Genomic DNA, 21,997 nt, shown 5'->3' with positions numbered 1-21,997 from the left:
GTCACACCGGATTGGCAGCGAAGAATTCCAGCATCGCGGCGTTCACCGCGTCGGGGCGCTCGATGAAGCCGAGGTGCCCGGCGTCGGGGATTTCCAGGTAGCGGCCCAGCGGGATCGCGTCGGCCACTTCCTTGGACAGGTGCGGCGGCAGCACGACGTCGTCGGCGAACCCGATCACCTGCACCGGCACCGCGATCTGGCGGTAGGCCGGTAGCCGGTTGGTCTCCGGCGCGACGGCCAGCTGGGCCCGCAGCCCCGGGGTGGGCTTGGTCGGCCACATGGTGAACATTTCGATCCAGTCCTGGACGGCACGGTCGTCGTTCAAGGTCTTGGGTGAAAAGTTCTCCAGCAGACGGTTTTTCGCGTCGACCTCGGGCGGCAACTCGATACCGGCGGCCAGCAGCGCCCGCTCGGCCTCGCGGAAGAACGTGCGGGCCCGGTCCTCCCGGCCGCGCGTGGCCATGAGCACCGCCGAGGACACCAGCTCGGGCCGGGCGACCATGAGTTCCTGGGCGATGAACGACCCCATCGACACGCCGACGACGCGCACCGGGCCGCCGACGACCTTGTTGATCAGCGATGCGGTGTCCGCGACCGCCTGGTCGGTGGAGAAGCCGATGGCGTTCTCGGTGGCGCCGATGCCGCGGTTGTCGAACGTGATGCAGCGGAAGCCGGCCCGCTGGAACGCCGGTACCTGATGCAGGTGCCAGGTGCGGCCTGCGCCGCCCCGTCCCGCGATGAACAGCACCGGCTCGCCGGATCCGCCACGGTCGTCGTATGCCAGATTCACCCGGCCGAGGTTACTGGACCCGGGATTTGTGCACGATTTTCCGCGGTGGGCGCGGAAAATCGTGCACAAATCCCTGAGGTCAACGGCGGGAACGGACCTTCTTTACGGCCTGGTCCCACAGCAGTGCCGTGGTGTGCTTGAGTGCCGTCGGCTTGAGGAGCTCACGGGACATCAGGGCCGTCGCACTGGCCTTGGTGGCCGCCGAGGCCTTCGACATGTGCCCGGAGTCGAACGGGGGCTGCGGGTCGTATTCCATGGACAGCTGAATGGCCTTGGCCTTGTCCTCGCCGCCGATCTGCGCGGCCAGCCACAGGCCGAGGTCGATGCCGGCCGAGACACCCGCGCAGGTGACGATGCGGTCGGCCGACTGCACGATGCGCTCGTCGGTGACGGGTTCGACGCCGAACGTGCGCAGCAGCTGCACGGCCGCCCAGTGCGACGTCGCGCGCTTGCCCTTCAACAGTCCGGACGCGCCCAGGATCACCGAACCCGAGCACACCGACGCCGTCCACGTGGTGGTCTCGTGGGCCCGCCGCAGCCAGTCCAGCAGCTTCTCGTCGCGGGCGTGCTCCAGGGTGCTGAAGCCGCCCGGGATCAGGATGATGTCGGGCGTCGGCGTCTCGTCGAACGAGTGGGTGGCGCCCACCAACAGCACGCCGGAGTCGGCGACGATCGGGCCCGGCTCGTGCCAGACGAACCGGACCTCGGTGTCCGGCAGCCAGCGCAACGACTCATAGGGCCCGATGAAGTCGAGGGCAGTGAAACCCGGGTACAGGACGATGGCAACTTGCATGATCTCTCCCTACGCGAACGTCTTGCGGTATTGGTCTGGTGAAACCCCAACGCGCCGAACGAAACTGCGGCGCAGCGTCTCGGCGCTGCCGAAGCCGCAGCGGGCGGCGATGGCGGTGACGGTGTCGTCGGTCTCGGTGAGTTGCCGGCGAGCCGCATCGGTGCGGACCCGCTCGACGTAGGCCGCCGGCGGCTCCCCCACCTCGGCCGTGAAGGTGCGGGTGAAGTGCCGCGGGCTCATCGCGGCGGCGCGCGCCAGCTCCGGAACACTGTGTGCCCCGCCGGGTTCGGCCTCGATGAGCTCCTGTACGTCGCGAATCGGTTCGCGCTTGGCGCGCGGCATCCAGACCGGCGGCGCGAACTGCGTCTGCCCGCCGGGCCGGCGCAGGTACAAGACCAGCCAGCGGGCGACGTTCTGGGCGACGTCGGTGCCGTAGTCGTCTTCGACGAGCGCCAGGGCCAGATCGATGCCCGCGGTGACGCCCGCCGCCGTCCACACCTGCTCCGAGCTGCGGATGAAAATCGGATCGGCATCGACTGCGATGCAAGGGAATTCACTGGCAAGCTTGTCGGCCGAGGCCCAGTGCGTGGTGGCCGGGCAACCGTCGAGCAGGCCGGCCTCCGCGGCCAGGAACGCGCCGTTGCAGACGCTGACGATGCGGCGCGCGTGCGGTGCGGCGGCGCGAATCCAGTCGATGACGGCGGGGTCGGCCCGGGCCTCGTCGACACCCATACCGCCGGGCAGCACGATGGTGTCGATCGGTTCGTTCGGGTCGGGTGGCGGCTTGGTGACGAACTCGAGCCCGGTCAAGGTGGTGACGGGACCGCCGTCGGCCGCGGCCAGGACCGGCGCGTAGCCCTCGTCGCTCCGTCCCATCGCGGCCAGTTGCAGCGTCGCGCCCGTGAACACCTCGAACGGGCCGACGACGTCGAGGGCCTGCACCCCGCGAAAGCCGAGCAGCACCACAGATCGCGTCACGCCTCTATCGTGCGACGCCCAGCCCCATGGCGTCTACGCCATGGGGCCCACAAATTAGGACATGTCGGTCAGTGCCCGCGGCCGAGCAGGCCGCCGACGAACCGCTGCAGTGGGCCGCGCGCCGCGCTGTCCACCACGGGCGCCTCGGCGCGCGGCGCGGCGCCGTAGCCCACTGCCGCCACGGCCTCGCACAGTTCGGCCGGGTTGACGTCACCGTCGGTCTCGACGGTGGCGGTCTTGGCGGCGAAACTGACCGACGCGTGCACCCCGTCGATCTTGTTGAGCGCCTTCTGCACACGGCGGGCACACATCACGCACGACATTCCGGTGATGTCGAGATAGCTCACGCCCACGCTCGGTGCCTCGTGCCGGGGTTCGGTCACATCCGTCAATGTCATTTCCTCACAATCTGATCAGCGCCGAAGACACCGCGAAGCGGCTCAGGCGCACTGGTGCATTCCGCGACAGCCGTGAAATCGACGCCGACAGTGGGATATTCGGCCAGATAGTCGGCATACGTGCGGCCCCGCAAGCTGGCGCCCAACCCGAGCCACCCATCGAGTACCGCCCACCGCTGCGGATTCCGGGCGGCCCACACGCTGCGATCCAACCGGCCCCTCCACTCCGCGAGCTCGATGGCCTCGAATCCGAGGCTGCTGAGAAACGCCGTGTAGGGCACCTTTTCGCCGCGCAGGACCGCCATGCCACGGCCCAGCGCGATCGCGGGTGACAGCCCGGGAAGCAGGCCGAGAATGCTCTGTGCGGCGGCCACCCCGGTGGTGACCTCTTCGGTGACCGGCACCACCGGGCACACCCCCAACGCGGTGCACGCATCGACCATCGCGACCAGGATGTCCGACGACCGCGCGCGCTGGTGGGCGTCGCCCAGCACCCGGGGCAGCCGCACCACCGAGAAGTCCAGGCCACCCGCGGCGCGGGACACGACGATCTCCGCCAAAGACTTCGACGCGGCGTAGGGGTACGGCGCGTGGCGGGGGTCGGTGACGCGGGGCGCCGCCACGTCGGCGTTCACCACGAAGGTCGACAGCTGCACCAGCCCGGCCCCGCGCCGCGCACACGCATCCGCGACCGACGCCAGCGCCGAAACGTTGGCCGCCCGGAGCCGGCGGTAGGGCACCAACACATTCGTGTTACCGATGCAGTTCACGACGGTGCGGGCGCCGTCGAGAAGGTCGCCCAGCTCCGCGGCGGTGGGGTCGGCAGGTATCCGCACGATGTCCACGCCGTCGGCCGAGTGCAGGCCGGACCACGGGTCATGTTCGGGCAGTGGTGATCTGGCGGCGAACACGACGTCGGGACAGTCGAGGCCGGCATGCTTGCGGTCGAGGATCGCCTGCGCGAAGCCGGTGCCCAGAATGCCCGAGGCACCCAGGATCACGACGGTCTGCGCACTGCGCCCGCGGGTGGCCCGTGCAAAGACCGGTCCCGGCTGCCCCACCGCCGCCAGGTCGGCGGCGATGTGGGCCGCAGTCTCCTCGTCCATCCAGCTGTCGACGTCGGGCCGGCGGTCGACGATGCCGGCGGCGGAGTCCGCACCGATCAGATCGAGAATGGACAGCTGCCACTCGAGGAACCGTCGCGTCTCCGGCAGGATCCGAATCAGGTCCAGTGAACCGATGCCCTCGTCCAACAGCGAGGCGCTGGGCCCGATGGGACGTTCCAGCAGCCGGCTCCACAGTTCGGCAAGCGCGACGGCCCGCGGATCCTGATCGGCGTCGTCGCACGGAGCCTCCATGTCCGCAGCCAGTTTCGCGCGGTCGACTTTTCCGTTGGGCTGTCGTGGGATGCCCGGGACGCCGAAGACGGAGAACGCCGGTGCACCCTGGTCTCTCGCCAGGCGCCGAATCCTGGCGCGGGCAGCCGGATCGTCGTTCCCGGTGCGGGTCTGTGGGGTTTGGAACCAGATACCCAGGCCATCGCCCGCCACTTCCACTGCCGCGTCGGATATCTCGGGTACCGACGACAACCGGCGCAGCAGTTCGGCGATGTCGAACCGCTTGCCGGCGATCTTGACCACGGCGTCCCGTCGTCCGGCCAGCATGGGGTAGCCCGCGGCGTCTGTCGTCACCCGGTCGCCGGTGGCGAAGGCCCGATACCGGGAGCCATCGGGCGCCTGGACCGTGCCGAAGCTCGTGCCGTCCAGCCCGAGGTAACCGGCCGACACCAGCTCCCCGACGACGACCACTTCCCCGAATCCGACGAACACCGAGCCCGGCACCAGCGGGCGGCCCAGCCTGGCCGTGGTCCGCGCCGGTTCACCCGCACCGATCGGCAGCTGCGTGACGACCACCGTCGTCTCGGTCGGGCCGTACGTCGAGACCAGGGAAATGCGCTCGGCGGCAAGCACATCCCACCACTTGTCGACCGCGGCGGGACGGACGGCCTCGCCGCCGATGATCACCTGGCGCAGCGCCGAGCCGCCCAGCGCTGCCAGTGCCGCGTCGTCCTCGCACAACAGATGCCAGACCGCGGTGGGCAGGTCGAGCACGGTGGCGAGGTGCGCCGCGACATCGCGCGTCAGCGCGGGCAGGTCACCGGCGCGCATCGCGACCGACCGGACGACCCGCGCGCCACACGACAGCGCGCCGAACACCTCCTCCACGCTGATGTCCGACGTCAGCGGAGCGCACTGCAGGATGGTGTCGGCCGGCCCCCAGCCGTAGGCATCCCGCACCGCGGCGCAGAAGATAGCCAGCGAACCATGCGTCACCGGAACAAGTTTGGGTTGCCCTGTCGAGCCCGACGTGGGCATCACATACGCGAGCCGGGAGCCCAGGCCCTGGTCGCGCATGACCTGGCCGATGCGGTCGTCCACGAGTTGTCCTGTCGTGCCGTCCACCTCGGCAACCGGTGTGGTGAGGTCGACGGCGTGCGCACGGGTGCCGCAATGCTCGGCAATGACGCTGACCCGCGACTCCACCTCGCCGGGTGTCGCGCAGACGCTGTAACCGCAGCCCGCCAGGTGGCACGCGATCAGCAGCTCCACCGCGCGCTGGGAATCGTCGTCGACGAAGACCAGCACATCGCCGGGATCGACACCGCGGCGGATGATCTCGGCGATCCACTGGTCGACGCCCGGGCTGCGGCACTGGCCGGGATCGGCGTCCAGGAACCAGGCGCGCGCACCGGCGAGTGGCGGCGCGGGTACGCCGGAGCCCGCTTCGAGACGGCCATCGGCGTCGAGCGCCGACCAGTCACCGACGGTCAACGCCATCGGCCGGTCCCAGTGCGCGTCCATCGATCGCAGTGCCGCGACGATGCGGCCGGCGACGGCGACAGGTTCAGGGTGATCGTGCCGGGTCCAGATGGCGAAGTCGATGGTGCGCCGCGCCTCGTCGTGGACGCAGGAGACCGTGATCCCTTCCACCGGGCCGATATCGGTGACCACCGGGGGTTCGGACAGGTACGGGCCGAGCTCCGGGGCGGACCGGCCGCGCATGTAGTTGATCGTCAGCGCGTCGACGGGTGCGCCGCTGGTGATCGCGAGATGCATGCGGCGGTACCGCTCTTCCCGAAACCACCGGCGCCGCAGCGCTTTGACATAGCCGCGGTCGATCGCGGTGACGACGTCCCGGACCGCGGCGAAGGGTGCGAACCGAACCGGGTGGGCGACCGAATTCACCAGACAGGTGGCGACATTCAGCTCCGGCGCACCGAAGCGGTTGTCCACCGGGTGCACCAGGAGGGCCTCGGTGCTCTGGCGCAGGCTCGCGCGTACCGCCGCCGCGGCGGCCGCGACCAGGATGTTCAGCGGCACCTGCCGGGCCTCGGCGAGCGCCACGATCTCGTCATAGGCCCGGTCGGCGACTCGGCACGATTCCCGCAGCACGCCGCGGCCTGCGGTACCGAGGCCCGCTTCGACAGTGCCCGGCGCGGAACCGCCGCGCAGTGCGTCTTCGGTCAGTTCGCGGCGCACCGCGGCAACGTGGCGTTCGGTCGCTTCCGCCACTTTCGCGCGTTCGCTGCGGTGTGCTGCGGCGAGTGCCGCCAAACCTGCTGTGGTGCTGGGCTTCTGGCCGGCGTCACCGAGATGCCGGGCCAGGTCGGCTTCGATGATTGCGGTCGCAGCGCCGTCGAGCAGGATGTGGTGGGTCTGCGCGTCCATGCCCACCACCTGGCCGTCGACGTCGGTGTGCACGACGTAACGCACCAGCGGGGTTTCGAGAATGCCGTCCGCCCATGCCTTTTCCAACGTCTCGCCGACGGGGTCGGTCTGCGCTCGCACACTGACGACGTCCGCAACCTGGAGGCGGGCAACAAGAGCCGGGTAGCCGTCGCCGGCTGCCGGCGGCTCCAGGACACACAGCTGAATGGGGTTGTCCCGCACCGTCGCTTCCAGCGCGGACAGGAACCTCGCCGGCGCCAGCGGCCGGAATCGGTAGCGCTTGCCGATCAGATACAGCGCGGGATCGGGGTCCTGCAGCACCCCGTGGTAGATGTTCTGCTGAGAGATGCTCAGCGGAATCCGTCCGTGGTCAGACGCCGCCACGGATGCCCGCCAATTCCCGGACCCAGCCTTCGATCGTCAGCTCCTGCGCCAGCCGCTTCAGCAGGTCCGATTCCCGGTCCACCCCAAGGCGTTTCATGAGCAGGACGAACCGCACCGAGTCCAGCCCGAGTTCGCGCAGATCGGTGGCGTCGCCGTCGAACAGGTCGGATTCGTCGATGTAGAGCACGTCGGCGACGGCGGCCAGGACGCGTTCGCGGAGCCCGTCAGCCATGGACCGCCGCTGCCAGTGCGGCGCGAATGACCTTGCCGGACTGCGTCCTGGGTATCTCGGTCACCAGCGTGATGGTCGACGGCCTGGCCATCGATTCCGACTCCGCCCGATAGCGCACCGCGATGGCCCGCTTGAGCTTGCGGGCCTGACCTTCGTCGAGTTCGCCCGACGGGATCACCGCCAGACCGATCAGGGCACCGAATTCGGTATCGGGGATCTCGAAGCAGGCCGCCGCACCGACGCCGGGGACGCTCTCGGCGATGCGGTCCACCTCGTCGGGTGCGACGTTGACGCCGCCGGAGATGATCATCTCCGATGACCGGCCCTTGATGTAGAAGTACCCGTCCACACCGCGCTCGAAGATGTCGCCGGTGTTCACCCAGCCGTCGACCAGGATGTCAGCGGTGCGCTCGGGATTGTTCCAGTACCCCAGCATGTTTGCCGGTGATTTGATCCACAGGGTGCCCGACTCGGCGCCGTCGCCGTCTAGCCGGACCTCGACTCCCGGGTACGGCCGCCCCACGGCGCCCGCCTCGATCCGGGCGATCGATCCCTCCGATGTCGGCAGACACAGGGCGGTACAACCGGTTTCGCTCAGGCCGAAGACCTGGGCCGTGTGAACGCCTGCCGCTTCGACGAACTGCACATCGGCCGCGATGGCACGCGATCCGCCGTAGCCGATCATGCGCAGTGGCGGCAGCGCCGCCCCGGCCCTGACCTCCGACACCAGTCGCGTCAGCAGGGTGGGCACCAGACAGGTCGAGGCGATCTGGTTGACGTTGAGAATCTCGGCCAGCGAGGCGGAATTCTCACCGCCGGTGACACATTCACTGCCGTGCATCAGGCAGTTCAGGATCCACCACAGTCCGCCGATGTGGCTGGCGGGCAGCGGCGAGTAGGTGGCTTCGCCGGCAACCCAGCTGATCCAGGTCAGGTTCTCGCGCGCCAGGATGTCGGCGACGGCGAAGAACGTTCGGTTGGCCAGCAGCACGGCTTTCGGTTCACCAGTGGTCCCGCTGGTGAAGATCATCGCCAGCGGATCATCGGCGCCCAGTTCCGGCGGTGCGACGGCGGGCGCGGCGTCGCCGTGCCCGGCGACCTCGTTGGCGTCGACGGCGATCACCGGGATGGCGCTCAGCGTGTTTGGCAGCGCCGCCGGGTCGGCTCCCGGGGTCAGCAGCACCGCACCGGGGCCGGTGATCTCACCGAAGCGTGCGACCGTCGCGGCCGGGACAGCACGGTCCACCAGCACGGCGACGGCACCGAGCTGCGCGCAGGCCAGCACCGCGACATAGGTCTCGGGACCGTTGTCGGACATCACGAATACCCGGTGGCCGCGAGAAACCCCGCGCTCCCGCAGCTCGCCCGCCAGCCGGTTCACCACGGCGGGGAGTTGGCCGTAGGTGACGGCGCTCGTCCCGTCGCAGCGCCGCAACGCGATGGCCTGCGGGTGCTGCCGCGCCTGCGCGAGCACCCGTCCCAGTACGGTGCTCACGGGATGTTGAGGACCGCGAGTTCGAACTCGCCGAATGCCGATCCGCCGTGGTCATCGTGGAACTCGATGGCGCACGGGACTTTCAGATACCGCCAGGTCCGCTCGACGACCTCGATGCCTTCGCACGTCAGCCGCGCGGAGAACTTGCGCGCATCGATCTGCCGCTTGTAGCGCGACGCCGTCGACCGGATCAGCATGCTGGACAACTGGTTCTCGAAATAGTCGTCGAGCGACCACCCCCGGAACCCGTCGATCTCGCCGTGGCGGACGGCCGGCGCGAACGCGGAGTAGGCGAGCTGGTTGAAGCACAGCACCAGTTCGACGGCGTTGAAATGCCCGGTGCTCCGGATGTAGACCGACTCCGGGATGCTGAAGTTCCCCGTCGCGAACATCGAGTCGCCGGTGGCCCGGTACGTCGCGTCGGTGAGATACCGGCAGCCCTTGTAGGAATAGGGCTCCAGGACTCTGGCCAGCAGCTCCTCCGGAATCTGCTCGGTATCAACCCATTCGGCGACGGGCGCGGTCAACTCGGTGGCGCTCATGCCGCGAACCCCGGCGTCGCCAGGCCGTCGAGCATCGTCAGCCGATACGTCGTCAGCGTCCCTGTCGCGGTGCCGTGCTTCGCCCGGTGGATCAGGGCCCTGTTGTCCCACAGGATGATGTCGCCGACCTCGTAGTGCTGCGTATGGATGAACGGGGACGCGAAGTCGGCGTCGAGCTGGCCGGTGGCGGCGAGCAGTTCCTGCAGCACCGAGGGGTCCAGTACCTCGCCGTCGGCGTCTTCGATCTTGCTGGTGCCGGTGGAGCAGATGTAGAGGATTTCCTGGCCGGTGTGCGGGTGCCGGATCACCGTGGGCCACTTGATCGGTGGCGTGGCGCGGTTGATCTCGTCCCACACCTCACCGATCGGCTTGTAGACGTCGCTGGGCCGAATCTTGATGTGGCGCCGCGGATCATGCGTGCTGAACGTCCCGCGTACCGGCTCTTGCTGCGCCGGCGGCAGGGAATCCCACACCTTGTTGAGATCGATGAAGTACGTGCCGCGGTCGGCGCCCGGCACCGTCAGCGGCATCACCATGGAGAACGCGAACGGCTCCGGCATGAACATGTAATCGATGTGCCAGAACGCACCCGTGCGCGGCACGCCCTGCCCCTCCTCCGTGGAAGAGACGAAGATCTCCGGGTGCTCGTTGTGGTGGTACACGGGCTCGTAGTACGTGACGATCTCACCGAGAATGCGGCCGAGCTCGATGAACTGCGCGGGCGAAGGTTTGACGCCCTTGAGGACGACAAGCTTGTTCTCGTAGACGATTTCGCGGAGCTCGTCGGTGGAGATGTTGCTCAGATTGTCCGGATCGATTCCGACGACCTGGGCTCCGAGCCCGTGTCCCTGCACATTGAGCGTCATCGACGCTGCCTCCCCAAGTTTGCTGCACCGCATCGCGGGGATGTCGAAATCCGTTGCTCCGCAATGCAGAAAGTCGTTCAGTTGTTGTCTTCAATTGATGTAGTCGTCGGAGCATCGAGAAAAGTTCCGCGCCGCTTCACAATTCGCGTCAGCGCTGCGGAGACCCGTCCGCCGCGCCGGAAGCCCAGGTGCCCGGAAGCAGGGGCGCCGGCGGGTTCGCATCGGCCGGCATCCGCTCCACCATCCCGCTGGGTGCGGTGCTCGCTGTGGTCACCACACCGGTGAACCCGACCGGCCCGGCACCGTGCGCATTGGCGGAGATGACGGCCGCACTCGGCGAATTGCCGCCGGCACCAGGCAGATCGGCTTTCAGCTCGGGAAGCTCATCGCGATAGCCACGTGCCCCGCGCCGGCTTCGACGCACTCGTTTGGCCCGGTCACGGGCGCCGGCCACGGCCCGGGCGGCCGCTGCCGCGCCGACGGTGTCGGTGGTGATATCGGGCGATTCGCTGCCGGGCTCCGGTCCCGGGCCCGACCCGGCGCGCGCCAGCCCGGGCACGGCGTAGACCAGGTTGGACACCGGGGCGGCACCGCCGGCCCCGGCGGTCGTCGACGCCGGCGTGGACGGCCCGGAAGCCTGCGGCACACCGACCTGGATGCCGGGGACAACCGGGACGGCCTCAGCGCGTGGTGCAGCGGCCGCAGGCTGCCCGACAGCAGCCTCGGCAGGCACCGGTGTCATGTCCATCGCCGGTGGCAGTGGCGATTTCACCAGCGCCAGCGCCGCGAGCGCACTGAGTGCCGGCGCGAAGAACGGGGTCAGCAGCAGTCCATAGGAGGCGTAGTACGGGTACCAGAGCATGTCGTAGAGCGTCAACGCCACCAGAGCCAACACCGCGGACGTGGCGGGGTTGAAGCCCAGCTGCTCGAAGAAGCGTGTGAAGTTCTCGAGCATCTGGTCGATCTGACCGGGCGTACCCAGTTGCGAGAGGAATTGCCAGAGGTCGCGCAGCGGCTGGCTCGGCGCGGCGGACAGGTTCGACATCGGCTGCCGGGCTTCACCACCGGGCGCGACGATGGACGGCGCCGGCTGTGTGGGCGGGACCGCGGCCGTGGCCGATTCACTCACCGCCTGGTAGACGATCATGGTGTCGGCCGCCTGCACCCACATGCGCGCGTAGTCGGCTTCGTTGAGCGCGATGGGAATCGTGTTGATACCGAAGAAGTTCGTCGCCACCAGGGCGGCATTGGTCACATGGTTGGCAGCCAGTTCGACCAGTGTCGGCATGGTCGCGACAGCGGTGCCGTAGGCAGCGGCCACGGTCTCGTGCTGCGCCGCCGCGGCGGCCGAGGCCAGTGCGGACTCCTCCAACCAGGCCAGGTAGGGCACGTGCGCTGCGACGTACTGGACGGCGCTCGGCCCCTCCCAACTACTCCCCTGCACGTCGGTCAAGATGGCCGACAGCTCGGCGGCCGCCTGCCCGTACGCCACGCTCAGCTGTTGCCACTGCGCGGCGGCAGCCAGCAGCGAGCCTGGCCCCGGCCCGGCTGCCAGGAGCGCCGAATGCACTTCCGGCGGTAGCGCCAGCCAAATCGGTGCGGTCACTGTCAGCTAGTCGGGCGGAGCGTCGAGAAAGTTCCCGGCCACCGAAAACTCCTATGCCGCAGCCGGATATCGCCACACGACGGAAATGCCGTTCCTGGGGCCGGTGCCACCGACGTGATCGGCAGACGTACGGTGGGCCCATGTCAGTCCTCGACGCCCGCCATCTCGACGGGGTATCCGAAACCGCGCTCCTCACCTTGCACCAGCGCGCCACCGAGGCCGCCCGGCCCGACGGCATCATCGACGACCCGATGGCGATCACGCTGCGGGACAGCCTCGATTACGACTACCAGGATTTCGGCCGTACCCATCAGGCCACCGCCCTGCGGGCCCTGGTGTTCGACGCGGCCACCCGCGATTATCTGACCGTCCACCCGCGCGCGACCGTCGTGGCGCTGGCAGAGGGTCTGCAGACCAGCTTCTGGCGCGTGGACAACAGCGAGATGACCTGGCTGTCAGTGGATTTGGCACCGATCATCGCGCTCCGGCAGCAGCTGCTCCCGACGTCCGGCCGGCTGGGGTATCGCGCGCAGTCCGCGCTCGACCACTCGTGGATGGACGCCGTCGACGCTGCCGACGGCGTGCTGATCACCGCCGAAGGCCTCTTCCAGTATCTGACCGAGGACGTCGTCTTCGCTCTCATCGCCGCCTGCGCCGACCGTTTTCCCCACGGGCAGTTGGTCTTTGACAGCGTGCCGCGGTTCCTGAGCGCCTATTCGCAGCGCCGCGGCTTCCGGCTCAGCGCGGACTACACCGTGCCCCCGATGCCGTTCTGGTTCACCGCCGACCAGTACCCGCGGTTGCAGGCCATCCCCGGCGTCCGTGCGGTGCGTGAACTGCGCTATCCGGCCGGCCGCGGCAAGCTCGTGCCGTGGGTCACCCGGCAGTCCTACCGCCGGCCGGCGTTGGCGCGCTTCCGCGCACCGGTGACGCTCGTCGAATTCAGTTGACGGACAACGTCCCCAGCAGCGGATAGCACGCGCGGACACGCTCGATCCACCAGTCCCGGCGCGCCGGGTCGGCCGCCAGGGCCGTCAGCCGGGCCGGGTCCGGCGCCACCGGGCCGACGGGCAGGAACCCGTCGGCCGGCGGTGCCACGTCCGCGACATCGTGCACGAACAAACCGCCGGTGCCCAGGCCGCAGGCGTGGTGCAGCGTCGGCAGGCAGCCGGCCGCGAGGAGCCCGCGCGTCATCCCGACCGCGGAATCCAGCGCACTCGACACCACGATCGGGATGTCGATCTGTGCGGCCACGTCCAACAACCGAGCCACCCCGCCCAGCGGCGCGACCTTGACCACCGCGACGTCGGCCGCGCGCTCGCGGACGACACGCAGCGGGTCCGACGCCTTGCGGATGGACTCGTCGGCCGCCACCGGCACGTCGACCAGCCGCCGCAGTTCGGCCAGTTCCGGCACCGTCGCGCACGGCTGCTCCAGGTATTCGAGCGGACCAGAGGCGGTCAGGGCCCGCGCCGCGGCCGTCGCTTCCGCGACGGTCCAGCCCCCGTTGGCATCGACCCGAACCACCGGCACCAGGGCCCGGACGGCCTCGACGCGGGCCACGTCGTCGGCCAGCGTCTGGCCCGGCTCGGCCACCTTGACCTTGGCGGTGCGGGCCCCCGGGAACCGGGCCAGGACCTCGGGCACCCGCGCCGCCTCGACGGCGGGCACCGTGGCGTTGACGGGGATGCGGTCGCGCACCGGCGCGGGCGACGGCCGGTACGCCGCCTCGATGCCGGACGCCAGCCAGTGCGCGGCTTCAGGCGGCTGATACTCGACGAACGCGCCGAATTCACCCCAGCCGCACGGTCCTTCGATCAGTGCGACTTCACGAACGTCGATGCCGCGGAACCGGACCCGCATTGGCAGCGAGACGACGTACAGGCGCTCGAGCAGTTCGTCGAGCGCAGGCAGAGCGGGTGGCACTCCTCTATCGTGCCTCACACGGTGGCGCGGTCCCGACCCTCCCAGTACGGCTTGCGAAGCTCCTTCTTGAGGATCTTGCCCGTGGGGTTGCGCGGCATGTCGTCGACGAAGTCGACGGTCTTCGGGCACTTGTAGGCGGCGAGGCGCTCGCGGGCGAACGCGATGAGGTCGGCGTCGGAGACCTCCCCCTCAAGCGTCACAACGGCTTTCACCGATTCGCCCCACTTCTCGTCGGGCACGCCGATGATCGCGACCTCGGACACCGCCGGGTGTTCGGCGAGCACCCGCTCCACCTCGATGGAGTAGATGTTCTCGCCGCCGGAGATGATCATGTCCTTGAGCCGGTCCTCGACGAAGATGTAACCGTCGGCGTCGACGCGGCCGATGTCCCCGGTGCGGAACCAACCGTCGGGCGTGATGGCCTCGGCCGTGGCGTCGGGCCGGTTCAGGTATTCCTTCATCAACGTCGGTGTGCGGAACCACAATTCACCCTGCTCGCCGGCCGGTGCGTCTTCGAGGGTTTCCGGGTTGACCACCCGCACCTCGGCCTCGGGAATCAGCACGCCGGCGCTGACCAGCCGCTCCTCGTTGTCGGCGCGGTGGTCCTCGGGCATCAGCCGGCTGACGACGCCGCAGACCTCCGTCAGGCCGTACACCTGGATGAACTCGGTGTCGGGCCACGCCGCCAGAGCCTGGCGCAGCAGCGGCAGCGGCATCGGGGACGCCCCGTAGGCGTAGGTCTTCAACGCGCTGAACAGCTTCACCGCATCCGGGCCGGACTCGAGCACCTTGGCCAGCACGGCCGGCACCAGGAAGGTGCGGTTCGCCCCGTTCAGGATGCCGCCGGCGAGCGACGCCCCATCGGCGTCGCGCGTCATGTAGCTCGGGACCCCGTTGTGCAGCCCGTACTGCATGTACGACGAGCCGCCGACGTGGAACAGCGGCATCGCCACGAGGTTCTTGTCGTCCGGCGTGCTCTCCCAGCTCTCGAAGGCGTTGATGGTGTGGGCGATCATGTTGGCCTGCGTGAGCGCGACGCCCTTCGGCCGGCCCGTCGTGCCCGAGGAATACATGATGATGGCCACGTCGTCGGGCTGGACGTCGGGCGCGCGGTCCACCGGCGTAGCGCCGGCCAGCAGCGCCTCGTACTCGTCGCCGTCTCCGCCCTCGGGCGTCACGCTGACGATGTGCTCGACGGCCGTCAGCTTGTCGGCGATGGCGTCAACCGCCGGCCGCAGCTCGGCGCCGACGATGAGAACCTTTGCGCCACAGTCGTTCAGCACGAAATCCAGCTCGTCGGCGGCCAGCCGGAAGTTGATGATCGCGTTGGCGGCCCCCAGCGACGCCGCGGCCAGCGTCAGCTCGACGCATGCGGGGTGGTTCTTGTCCAGGAACGCCACGACGTCGCCGCGTTTGACGCCCCAGGCCGCCAGCGCACCGGCCAGCCGGCGGACCCGGTCGTTCCACTGCGACCACGTCCAGGTCCGGCCCAGATAGGTGATCGCTTCTTCGTCTGGCTTGGTCGCGGCCCAATGGGCAACACGTTCGTCGAGGAATCGGGGTGCCGACAGTTCAGTCATGTCCTGAGCCTGCCACGTCTGCCGCGCGCTCAGTCGGCTTTGGCGTGAACCTGTTGTCCTGCCAGGTAAGTCGCGAGCACCTCCAGGTCGGCGACGTCTTCCGGCGGCACCGTCCGCGGATCGGCGGACAGCACCACCAGATCTGCGTACTTGCCGACTTCCAGCGAACCGATGACATCGTCGGAGAACAGCTGCCAGGCCGCGTCGATGGTCTGCGCCCGGATCGCCTGGTCGACGGTGAGCCGTTCCTGCGGCGCCAGCACGCGTCCGCTGGGGGCGACCCGGGTGGCCGCGACGCTGATGTTGCGCAGCGGCTCCTCGGGCGTCACGGGCGGGTCGTTGTGCAGCGAGATCCGCATGCCGGTCGCGACCGCCGACCCGGCCGGCATCCACACGTCGCCCTTTTCCGGGCCGAACAGCCCGTCGACGATGACGTCGCCCCAGTAATGGATCTGGTCGACGAACACGCTGCACGTGACGCCGAGATCGTGCGCCCGCTGCAGCTGCGCCGGCGTGATGGCGCCGACGTGCTCGAGCCGCAGCCGGTGGTCGTCGCGCGGCCAGCGCTGCAGCGCTTCCTCATAGACGTCCAGGATGGTGTCGACGCCGTGGTCGCCGTGCACGTGACAGGCCATCTGCCAGCCCTGCGGGAAGAAGGTGTGGACGATCTCGGCGAGTTGCTCGCGGGTGTAGTTGGCGTGGCCGCACGACCCCGGCACCACACCGATGGTGCGGGTGGCCTCGGTGTCCAGATACGGGAAGGTGAGGTCGATGTTGCCGACCCACGGGGACCCGTCGACCCAGATCTTGATGCCGGCCTGCCGGACCATGTCGTCGCCGTTGTCGGGCGACGCATCGGTGTGCAGCGCCGCGGTGGACATCTCGTAGGTGCGCAGCCGCACCGTGAGCTTGTCGCGCATCTGGTCCAGGACCGGCCGGAACATCGGGTCGAACGCCATCTCCGAACACGTCGTCAAACCGGCCTGGTTCAGCCGCGCGCATTCGGCGAGCAGCAGCGCCGGATAGTCGCTGGGCGTCAGCACTCCGGTCACCAGCGGGAACACCGCGCCCGTCTCGATGGCGGTGCCGTCGAGCTCGCCGTCGGCGTCGCGGCCGTACTTGGCGCCGTGCGGGTCCGGGGTGTCGCGGGTCAGGCCGGCGGCCCGCGCTGCGGCCGAGTTGAAGTACGCCTTGTGTCCCGAGTTGTGCACGATCACCAGCGGGGTGTCGGGCGCCGCTTCGTTCAGCCAGGCCTGCGTCAGCTCGGGCAGCCCCTTTTGCAGCAGCGGGTCCCAGCCGTTCAGGTAGGCACCGTCGGCGCCGCGGGCGGCGACCTCGGCGTGGATCGCGGCGACGACGTCCGCGGCATCGGGCATCGTGACGGGCCGGATGTCGACCATGCGGCCGCCCAGGACCACGGCCTCCATCAGGGGGTGGCCGTGCGCCTCGACGAAACCGGGCAGCACGCAGCCGTCGACTTCACGTACCTGGGTGTCGGCGCCGATCCACGGCTGCACGTCGGCACGCGTTCCGACGGCGACGATCCGGCCGTCGGTTACGGCGAGCGCCTCGGCGGTGGGCCTGTCGGGGTCGACGGTCAGGATGTTTCCGACGATGACGAGGTCCGCAGCGCTGGCCATGAGGTGGATGCTAGACCGCAGGGCTTGACCTACGGACTAGAACACGTTCTAGTCTTAGGTCATGAGTGACGAGCTGCTGCGCCATCCCCTGCATTCCGGGCACTTGACCGTTGGCGCCCTCAAGCGCAACAAAGACAAGCCGGTCCTGTTTCTCGGCGATACCACGCTGACCGGCGGCCAGCTCGCCGACCGCATCAGCCAGTACATTCAGGCCTTCGAGGCGCTCGGTGCCGGCTCCGGCGCCAGCAGCGGCCTGCTGTCGCTGAACCGGCCCGAGGTGCTGATGATCATCGGCGCCAGCCAGACGCAGGGTTACCGTCGCACGGCACTACACCCTCTCGGCTCGCTCGACGATCACGCGTACGTCCTGACCGATGCCGGCGTCACGACGCTGATCATCGACCCCACCGAGGCTTTCGTGGAGCGGGCCATCGGCCTGCTGGAGAAGGTGCCCTCGCTCAAGCAGATCCTGACGATCGGCCCGGTGCCGGACGCGCTGATCGGTTCGGCGATCGACCTGGCCGCCGAAGCCGCGAAGTACGAGCCGCAGCCGCTGCAGGCCGCCGACCTGGCGCCCGATCACGTCGGCGGGCTCACCTACACCGGTGGCACCACCGGCAAGCCCAAGGGCGTCATCGGCACGACGCAGTCCATCAGCACCATGACGACCATTCAGCTGGCCGAATGGGAATGGCCCGAGCACCCGCGGTTCCTGATGTGCACGCCGCTGTCGCACGCCGGCGCCGCGTTCTTCACGCCGACCATCGTCAAGGGCGGCGAGCTGATCGTGCTCAAGAAGTTCGACCCCGCCGAGGTGCTGCGGGTCATCGAGGAGCAGAAGATCACCGCGACCATGCTGGTGCCGTCGATGATCTACGCCCTGATGGACCACCCCGACTCGCATACGCGCGATCTGTCGTCGCTCGAGACCGTCTACTACGGCGCCTCGGCCATGAACCCGGTGCGCCTGGCCGAGGCGATCCGCCGGTTCGGCCCGATCTTCGCGCAGTACTACGGCCAGTCCGAGGCGCCGATGGTCATCACCTACCTGGCCAAGGGCGAGCACGACGAGAAGCGGCTGACGTCCTGCGGGCGGCCGACGCTGTTCGCGCGCACCGCGCTGCTCGGCGACGACGGCCGGCCCGTCAAGCAGGGCGAGGTCGGCGAGATCTGCGTGTCCGGCCCGCTGCTGTCGGGCGGCTACTGGAACTTGCCCGAGGCCACCGCCGACACGTTCAAGGACGGCTGGATGCACACCGGCGACCTGGCCCGCGAGGACGAGGACGGCTTCTGGTTCATCGTCGACCGCACCAAGGACATGATCGTCACCGGCGGCTTCAACGTGTTCCCCCGCGAGGTGGAAGACGTTGTCGCCGAACATCCTTCGATCGCGCAGGTGTGTGTGGTCGGCACCCCCGACGAGAAGTGGGGCGAGGCCGTCACGGCCGTCGTGGTGCTGCGCCCGGACGCCGACCGCTCCGAGGAGGCCATCGCGAAGATGACGGCCGAGATTCAGGCGGCGGTCAAGGAACGCAAGGGCTCGGTGCAGTCGCCGAAGCAGGTCGTCATCGCCGACGCCGTGCCGGTGACAGCACTCGGCAAGCCCGACAAGAAGGCCGTCCGGGCGCAGTTCTGGGCCGGCTCGGAGCGCTCCGTGGGCTGAGGCCTTTCCGCGAGCAGACGCAAAACTGTCGTTTTCGGCCTGAAAACGACAGTTTTACGTCTGCTCGCGAGTGGATCGCAACCCGGCGAGCAGGCGGTCGAAGAGCACGGCTGCCGCGGCGGCCGCGCCGTCCGGGTCGGCTGCCACGATGCGGTCGAGCAACCGGTGATGGTCTTCGAACTCGGTCTCGACGGGCGTCTCGTTCATGACCGACACGCTCGCGGTGATGACCTCGATGAGACCGAGGTAGAGGTCGATCAACATCGCGTTGCCCGATGCCCGCACGACGGCGCAGTGGAATTCGGTGTCGGCGTGGACGAATTCGTCGTGATGCCCGGCGCGCTGTTCGTCGTCGCGGCCGTCCAGGAGCCGGCGCAGGGTGACGATGTCGTCGTCGGTCCGGTTGGTCGCGGCCAGGCGGGCGCCTTCCACTTCCAGCCCGCGGCGTACCTGCAGCACGTCGCGCAGCTCGTCACTGCACAGCCGGCGCAGCGCACCGGACACCTCGCTGGTGGCACGGACGTACGTGCCGTCGCCCTGCCGCACCTCGAACAGCCCGGCGTGCGCCAGTGCCCGCACGGCCTCGCGCACGGTGTTGCGACCGACCCCGAGGGCTTCGACGAGATCGGTCTCGTTGGGGATGCGGTGCCCGACGGGCCATTCCCCGTCTGTGACCGAGTCCCGGAGCTGTTCGATGACCTGCTCGACCAAGCCGGCCCGGCGGGCTGTGTTCAGCGCCACGCAATCATCCTTTCAACCAATCATAGGATGTATGGCATCCTAGCAGGATGAGTGCTGCCGTGAGCGGAACCCCACACGCCCGTTACGAAGATGAATTGGCACTCGAGCTCGACGGCGCCATCGAGATCACCGACATCCCGGCGAGCCCGAACACGCGCCTCGCCAGCGGCATCCTGCTGGCCCTCGCCGTCGTCGTCACCGCGCTGAACCTGCGGCCGTCGGTCACCAGCGTCGCTCCCCTGCTCGGCGAGATGCGCACCGCTCTCGGGGTGTCATCGGTCTGGGCCGGCATCCTGACCACCCTGCCCGTGCTGTGCTTCTCGGCCGCCGGCGCCACCGCGCCATTGCTGTCCAAACGACTCGGCCTGGGCCGGACCGTCACGCTCGCACTGCTGGCGCTGGCCGTCGGGCTGATCGTGCGGCCGTACGGCGACGGCGGCCTCATGCTCGGCGCCACCCTGCTCGCCTCGTCGGGCATCGCGCTGGCGAACGTGCTGATCCCGGTGGTCATCAAGAGCTCGTTCCCCGCCCGCGTCGGCCTGATGACAGGCATCTACACCAGCGCGCTGCAGGCCGGCGGCGCGTTCGGTGCCGCGGTCACCCCGGCCGTCGAACAGAGCGTCGGCGGCTGGCGTCCGTCACTGGCCATCTGGGCCGCCCTCGCGCTGGCCGCGCTGCTCCTCTGGGTCCCCGCGGCCCGGCGCCACCGCACCGACTGGGCCGCCACCGCGGCCCAGGCCACCAAGCGCCGCTCGCTGTTGCGCAACCCGCTCGCGTGGACCGTGACGGTCTACATGGGCAGCCAGTCGTTCCTGGCCTACGTCATGATGGGTTGGCTCCCACAGATTTTCATCGACAACGGCATGGACAAGACCAGTGCCGGCGTGATGTCCGGGGTGATGTCCCTGATCGGCGTCCCGATCGCGCTGCTGATCTCGCCGCTGGCCGCCCGCACGACACACCAGAGCCTGTGGAACGTCGGCCTCGGTGTGCTGGGCGTGTCCGGCACCATCGGCCTGCTGATCGCGCCGATGGCGGCGCCGGTGCTGTGGAGCACGATGATCGGCATCGGGTTGAGCGCGTTCTCGCTGGCGCTGACCATCATCGCGCTGCGCGCCCGCAACGCCGAGGACACCGCACAGCTCTCGGGCATGGCGCAGGGCTTCGGCTACCTGTTCGCCAGCACCGGCCCGTTCCTGTTCGGGCTGCTGCACGACGTGTCCGGCGACTGGCACGTGCCGTTCGTGTTGTTCTTCACCGTCTACGCGGTGCAGTTGACGGCCGGCTGGTTCGCCGGACGCAACCGCTACGTCTAGTACTGCGGCGGATAACCCGGGTAGCCGACAGGAGCGGCGGGCGCCGCCTGCCCGCTCTTCCACCGGCACCACTGCTGCGTCGAATTCAGCGCGGCCAGCACGCCGGTGGCGAGCGCGAACACGATCGGCACCGCGGCGGACATCACCGACAGGCCTGCCATGCTCTGCATGCCCTCGTAGCTGCCGCCGAGCGTGCTGTCGAGCCGCTTGAGGATGGTGAGCGAGGCGAACAGCCCGATCACGTTCGCCAGCACCACGGCGGTGCAGCCGCCGATGACGACCCAGCGGCCCACCCCGCGCCCGAGCACCAGCAACACGCCACCGACGAGAAGGGCGATCGCCACGACCGTCTGCACGACGGCCATGCCGCTGCTCAGACCCATCAGGCTGGATTTGGTGTCACTCGCGTACGAACTGGTCAGCGCGCCGATCGTGGCGACCGCGTACCAGCTGGAGAACGCCTGGAATGCCGTCGACAGGGCGCCGAGAATGCTGAGCACCGCGGCGATGATCGCCGTCACGCCCGACGGTCCCGCCGGCCCGGGCGGTGTGGGCACGCCGTAACCCGGGGGCTGGGGGTACTGCGGCTGGGGGTACTGCGGATAGGGCACGTTCGGCGGCATACCGGGTGCGCCGTACGGGTTGGGCCCATACGGTTGACCCGGTGGTTGACCGGGTCCGAACTGCCCAGGCCCGAATTGCCCGGGGGGCCACTGATTCGACATCGAAACCCCACTTTCAGCTGGGCGAACATAGCACGCCAGCGCGGTTTCGGCGCCTCGTCTAGCCTCGGGTCATGGCCTCGGACAGCGACGCGAATCTCAAGCCACCCTGGTGGCTCAAGCCCATGAACAAGGTGATGATGGCGGTCATGCGCGTGGTCCCGATCAAGGGCCCCGTGGTGCTGACCGTGCCCGGCCGCAAGTCCGGTGAACCGCGGTCGACGCCCATCACCCCGTTCGAGGTCGACGGCCACCGCTACGTGGTGGGCGGGTTCCCGAATGCCGACTGGGTGCGCAACGCGCGCGCCGCGGCCACTGCCACCGTCACGCAGGGGCGTCATCGCGAAGAGGTCCGGCTGTTCGAGGTACCCGCCGACGAGGCCCGGCCGCTGTTGCGGCAGTTCCCGATCCTGGTGCCGACGGGCGTCGGCTTCATGAAGAACGCGGGCCTGGTGACCGGGCCCAACCCCGACGAATTCGAAGCACTCGCAGGCCGCTGCGCGGTGTTCCGGTTCGACCCCGTCTAGACACCGACGAGCGTGGGGGCTGACGAGAAATCCGGTCCGGATTTCCGCGTCAACCCCCACGCTCGGTAGT

General features: G+C 69.1%; 19 protein-coding genes. 4 read left to right on the top strand and 15 right to left on the bottom strand.

Annotation, left to right across the window (positions count from 1 at the left end):
* Window position 1: 1 nt before the first annotated feature.
* From ACJH6H_RS04745 to ACJH6H_RS04700, 10 genes are all read right to left on the bottom strand, one after another.
* On the bottom strand, window positions 2-790 hold the full coding sequence (locus tag ACJH6H_RS04745; protein WP_061003332.1) for an alpha/beta fold hydrolase: 789 nt from the start codon (window positions 788-790) through the stop codon (window positions 2-4).
* Between the two features lie 79 nt (window positions 791-869).
* A complete protein-coding gene (locus ACJH6H_RS04740; RefSeq protein WP_293019715.1) occupies window positions 870-1,583 on the bottom strand; it encodes a DJ-1/PfpI family protein in 714 nt (237 codons plus the stop codon).
* Between the two features lie 9 nt (window positions 1,584-1,592).
* Complete coding sequence (locus ACJH6H_RS04735; RefSeq protein ID WP_406774348.1) at window positions 1,593-2,561, bottom strand: GlxA family transcriptional regulator; 969 nt, start codon at window positions 2,559-2,561, stop codon at window positions 1,593-1,595.
* A 68-nt stretch (window positions 2,562-2,629) separates the two neighbouring features.
* Window positions 2,630-2,959, bottom strand: coding sequence for a heavy metal-associated domain-containing protein (locus tag ACJH6H_RS04730; protein WP_346417133.1), 330 nt, complete (start codon window positions 2,957-2,959; stop codon window positions 2,630-2,632).
* Window positions 2,956-7,071: an AMP-binding protein gene (locus ACJH6H_RS04725; RefSeq protein ID WP_406774347.1), complete on the bottom strand. Its 4,116-nt coding sequence runs from the start codon at window positions 7,069-7,071 to the stop codon at window positions 2,956-2,958. The genes ACJH6H_RS04730 and ACJH6H_RS04725 overlap by 4 nt, the downstream gene beginning before the upstream one ends.
* Window positions 7,058-7,303 carry an acyl carrier protein gene (locus ACJH6H_RS04720; protein ID WP_212807010.1) on the bottom strand — a complete coding sequence of 82 codons (246 nt, stop codon included), beginning with the start codon at window positions 7,301-7,303 and terminating at the stop codon, window positions 7,058-7,060. Before ACJH6H_RS04720 ends, ACJH6H_RS04725 begins: the two co-directional genes overlap by 14 nt.
* Window positions 7,296-8,798: a fatty acid--CoA ligase FadD10 gene (gene fadD10, locus ACJH6H_RS04715; protein ID WP_406774346.1), complete on the bottom strand. Its 1,503-nt coding sequence runs from the start codon at window positions 8,796-8,798 to the stop codon at window positions 7,296-7,298. The genes ACJH6H_RS04720 and fadD10 overlap by 8 nt, the downstream gene beginning before the upstream one ends.
* Window positions 8,795-9,340, bottom strand: coding sequence for an FcoT family thioesterase (locus tag ACJH6H_RS04710; RefSeq protein WP_212807012.1), 546 nt, complete (start codon window positions 9,338-9,340; stop codon window positions 8,795-8,797). Before ACJH6H_RS04710 ends, fadD10 begins: the two co-directional genes overlap by 4 nt.
* Window positions 9,337-10,206 (bottom strand): TauD/TfdA family dioxygenase, encoded by an 870-nt coding sequence (locus ACJH6H_RS04705; RefSeq protein WP_212807013.1) that lies wholly within the window; start codon window positions 10,204-10,206, stop codon window positions 9,337-9,339. The genes ACJH6H_RS04710 and ACJH6H_RS04705 overlap by 4 nt, the downstream gene beginning before the upstream one ends.
* 148 nt (window positions 10,207-10,354) lie before the next feature.
* Window positions 10,355-11,812: a PPE family protein gene (locus ACJH6H_RS04700; RefSeq protein ID WP_212807014.1), complete on the bottom strand. Its 1,458-nt coding sequence runs from the start codon at window positions 11,810-11,812 to the stop codon at window positions 10,355-10,357.
* A 140-nt stretch (window positions 11,813-11,952) separates the two neighbouring features.
* Here ACJH6H_RS04700 and ACJH6H_RS04695 point away from each other — a divergent pair, with 140 nt between their 5' ends.
* On the top strand, window positions 11,953-12,762 hold the full coding sequence (locus ACJH6H_RS04695) for a class I SAM-dependent methyltransferase (RefSeq protein WP_212807015.1): 810 nt from the start codon (window positions 11,953-11,955) through the stop codon (window positions 12,760-12,762).
* Here ACJH6H_RS04695 and ACJH6H_RS04690 read toward each other — a convergent pair.
* Genes ACJH6H_RS04690 through ACJH6H_RS04680 form a run of 3 tightly spaced genes read right to left on the bottom strand, consistent with a single transcriptional unit; the run spans window position 12,755 to window position 16,958 of the window.
* Entirely contained in the window at window positions 12,755-13,738 is a 984-nt protein-coding gene (locus tag ACJH6H_RS04690) for an o-succinylbenzoate synthase (RefSeq protein WP_406774345.1), read from the bottom strand. The two genes, ACJH6H_RS04695 and ACJH6H_RS04690, sit on opposite strands and share 8 nt — an antisense overlap.
* 14 nt (window positions 13,739-13,752) lie before the next feature.
* Window positions 13,753-15,318 (bottom strand): long-chain-fatty-acid--CoA ligase, encoded by a 1,566-nt coding sequence (locus ACJH6H_RS04685; RefSeq protein WP_073695349.1) that lies wholly within the window; start codon window positions 15,316-15,318, stop codon window positions 13,753-13,755.
* 29 nt (window positions 15,319-15,347) lie between these two features.
* Entirely contained in the window at window positions 15,348-16,958 is a 1,611-nt protein-coding gene (locus tag ACJH6H_RS04680) for an amidohydrolase (RefSeq protein ID WP_073695350.1), read from the bottom strand.
* Window positions 16,959-17,019: 61 nt separating this feature from the next.
* Between ACJH6H_RS04680 and fadD8 the strand changes: the two genes are divergently transcribed.
* On the top strand, window positions 17,020-18,621 hold the full coding sequence (fadD8, locus tag ACJH6H_RS04675) for a fatty-acid--CoA ligase FadD8 (RefSeq protein ID WP_064858453.1): 1,602 nt from the start codon (window positions 17,020-17,022) through the stop codon (window positions 18,619-18,621).
* Window positions 18,622-18,675: 54 nt separating this feature from the next.
* Here fadD8 and ACJH6H_RS04670 read toward each other — a convergent pair whose 3' ends face one another.
* Entirely contained in the window at window positions 18,676-19,362 is a 687-nt protein-coding gene (locus ACJH6H_RS04670; RefSeq protein ID WP_406774344.1) for a FadR/GntR family transcriptional regulator, read from the bottom strand.
* 47 nt (window positions 19,363-19,409) lie between these two features.
* Between ACJH6H_RS04670 and ACJH6H_RS04665 the strand changes: the two genes are divergently transcribed.
* Window positions 19,410-20,678, top strand: a complete 1,269-nt coding sequence (locus ACJH6H_RS04665; RefSeq protein ID WP_406774343.1) for a CynX/NimT family MFS transporter — start codon at window positions 19,410-19,412, stop codon at window positions 20,676-20,678.
* Here the strand turns inward: ACJH6H_RS04665 and ACJH6H_RS04660 are convergent.
* Complete coding sequence (locus ACJH6H_RS04660) at window positions 20,675-21,289, bottom strand: hypothetical protein (RefSeq protein ID WP_406774342.1); 615 nt, start codon at window positions 21,287-21,289, stop codon at window positions 20,675-20,677. The two genes, ACJH6H_RS04665 and ACJH6H_RS04660, sit on opposite strands and share 4 nt — an antisense overlap.
* A 185-nt stretch (window positions 21,290-21,474) precedes the next feature.
* Here ACJH6H_RS04660 and ACJH6H_RS04655 point away from each other — a divergent pair, with 185 nt between their 5' ends.
* On the top strand, window positions 21,475-21,927 hold the full coding sequence (locus ACJH6H_RS04655) for a nitroreductase family deazaflavin-dependent oxidoreductase (RefSeq protein ID WP_212807023.1): 453 nt from the start codon (window positions 21,475-21,477) through the stop codon (window positions 21,925-21,927).
* The last annotated feature ends 70 nt before the right edge of the window (window positions 21,928-21,997 follow it).

Source organism: Mycobacterium sp. SMC-21 (assembly GCF_045310825.1).
GTDB lineage: Bacteria > Actinomycetota > Actinomycetes > Mycobacteriales > Mycobacteriaceae > Mycobacterium.
This window is presented reverse-complemented; position numbering and strand designations above follow the sequence as displayed.

Bases quoted from the DNA above. Each gene is read 5' to 3' on its own strand.
- ACJH6H_RS04730 (WP_346417133.1), bottom strand. From the start codon at position 2,959: ATGACATTGACGGATGTGACCGAACCCCGGCACGAGGCACCGAGCGTG.
- fadD8 (WP_064858453.1), top strand. From the start codon at position 17,020: ATGAGTGACGAGCTGCTGCGCCATCCCCTGCATTCCGGGCACTTGACC.
- ACJH6H_RS04655 (WP_212807023.1), top strand. From the start codon at position 21,475: ATGGCCTCGGACAGCGACGCGAATCTCAAGCCACCCTGGTGGCTCAAG.
- ACJH6H_RS04685 (WP_073695349.1), bottom strand. From the start codon at position 15,318: ATGACTGAACTGTCGGCACCCCGATTCCTCGACGAACGTGTTGCCCAT.
- ACJH6H_RS04695 (WP_212807015.1), top strand. From the start codon at position 11,953: ATGTCAGTCCTCGACGCCCGCCATCTCGACGGGGTATCCGAAACCGCG.
- ACJH6H_RS04665 (WP_406774343.1), top strand. From the start codon at position 19,410: ATGAGTGCTGCCGTGAGCGGAACCCCACACGCCCGTTACGAAGATGAA.
- ACJH6H_RS04705 (WP_212807013.1), bottom strand. From the start codon at position 10,206: ATGACGCTCAATGTGCAGGGACACGGGCTCGGAGCCCAGGTCGTCGGA.
- ACJH6H_RS04710 (WP_212807012.1), bottom strand. From the start codon at position 9,340: ATGAGCGCCACCGAGTTGACCGCGCCCGTCGCCGAATGGGTTGATACC.
- ACJH6H_RS04740 (WP_293019715.1), bottom strand. From the start codon at position 1,583: ATGCAAGTTGCCATCGTCCTGTACCCGGGTTTCACTGCCCTCGACTTC.
- ACJH6H_RS04680 (WP_073695350.1), bottom strand. From the start codon at position 16,958: ATGGCCAGCGCTGCGGACCTCGTCATCGTCGGAAACATCCTGACCGTC.
- ACJH6H_RS04720 (WP_212807010.1), bottom strand. From the start codon at position 7,303: ATGGCTGACGGGCTCCGCGAACGCGTCCTGGCCGCCGTCGCCGACGTG.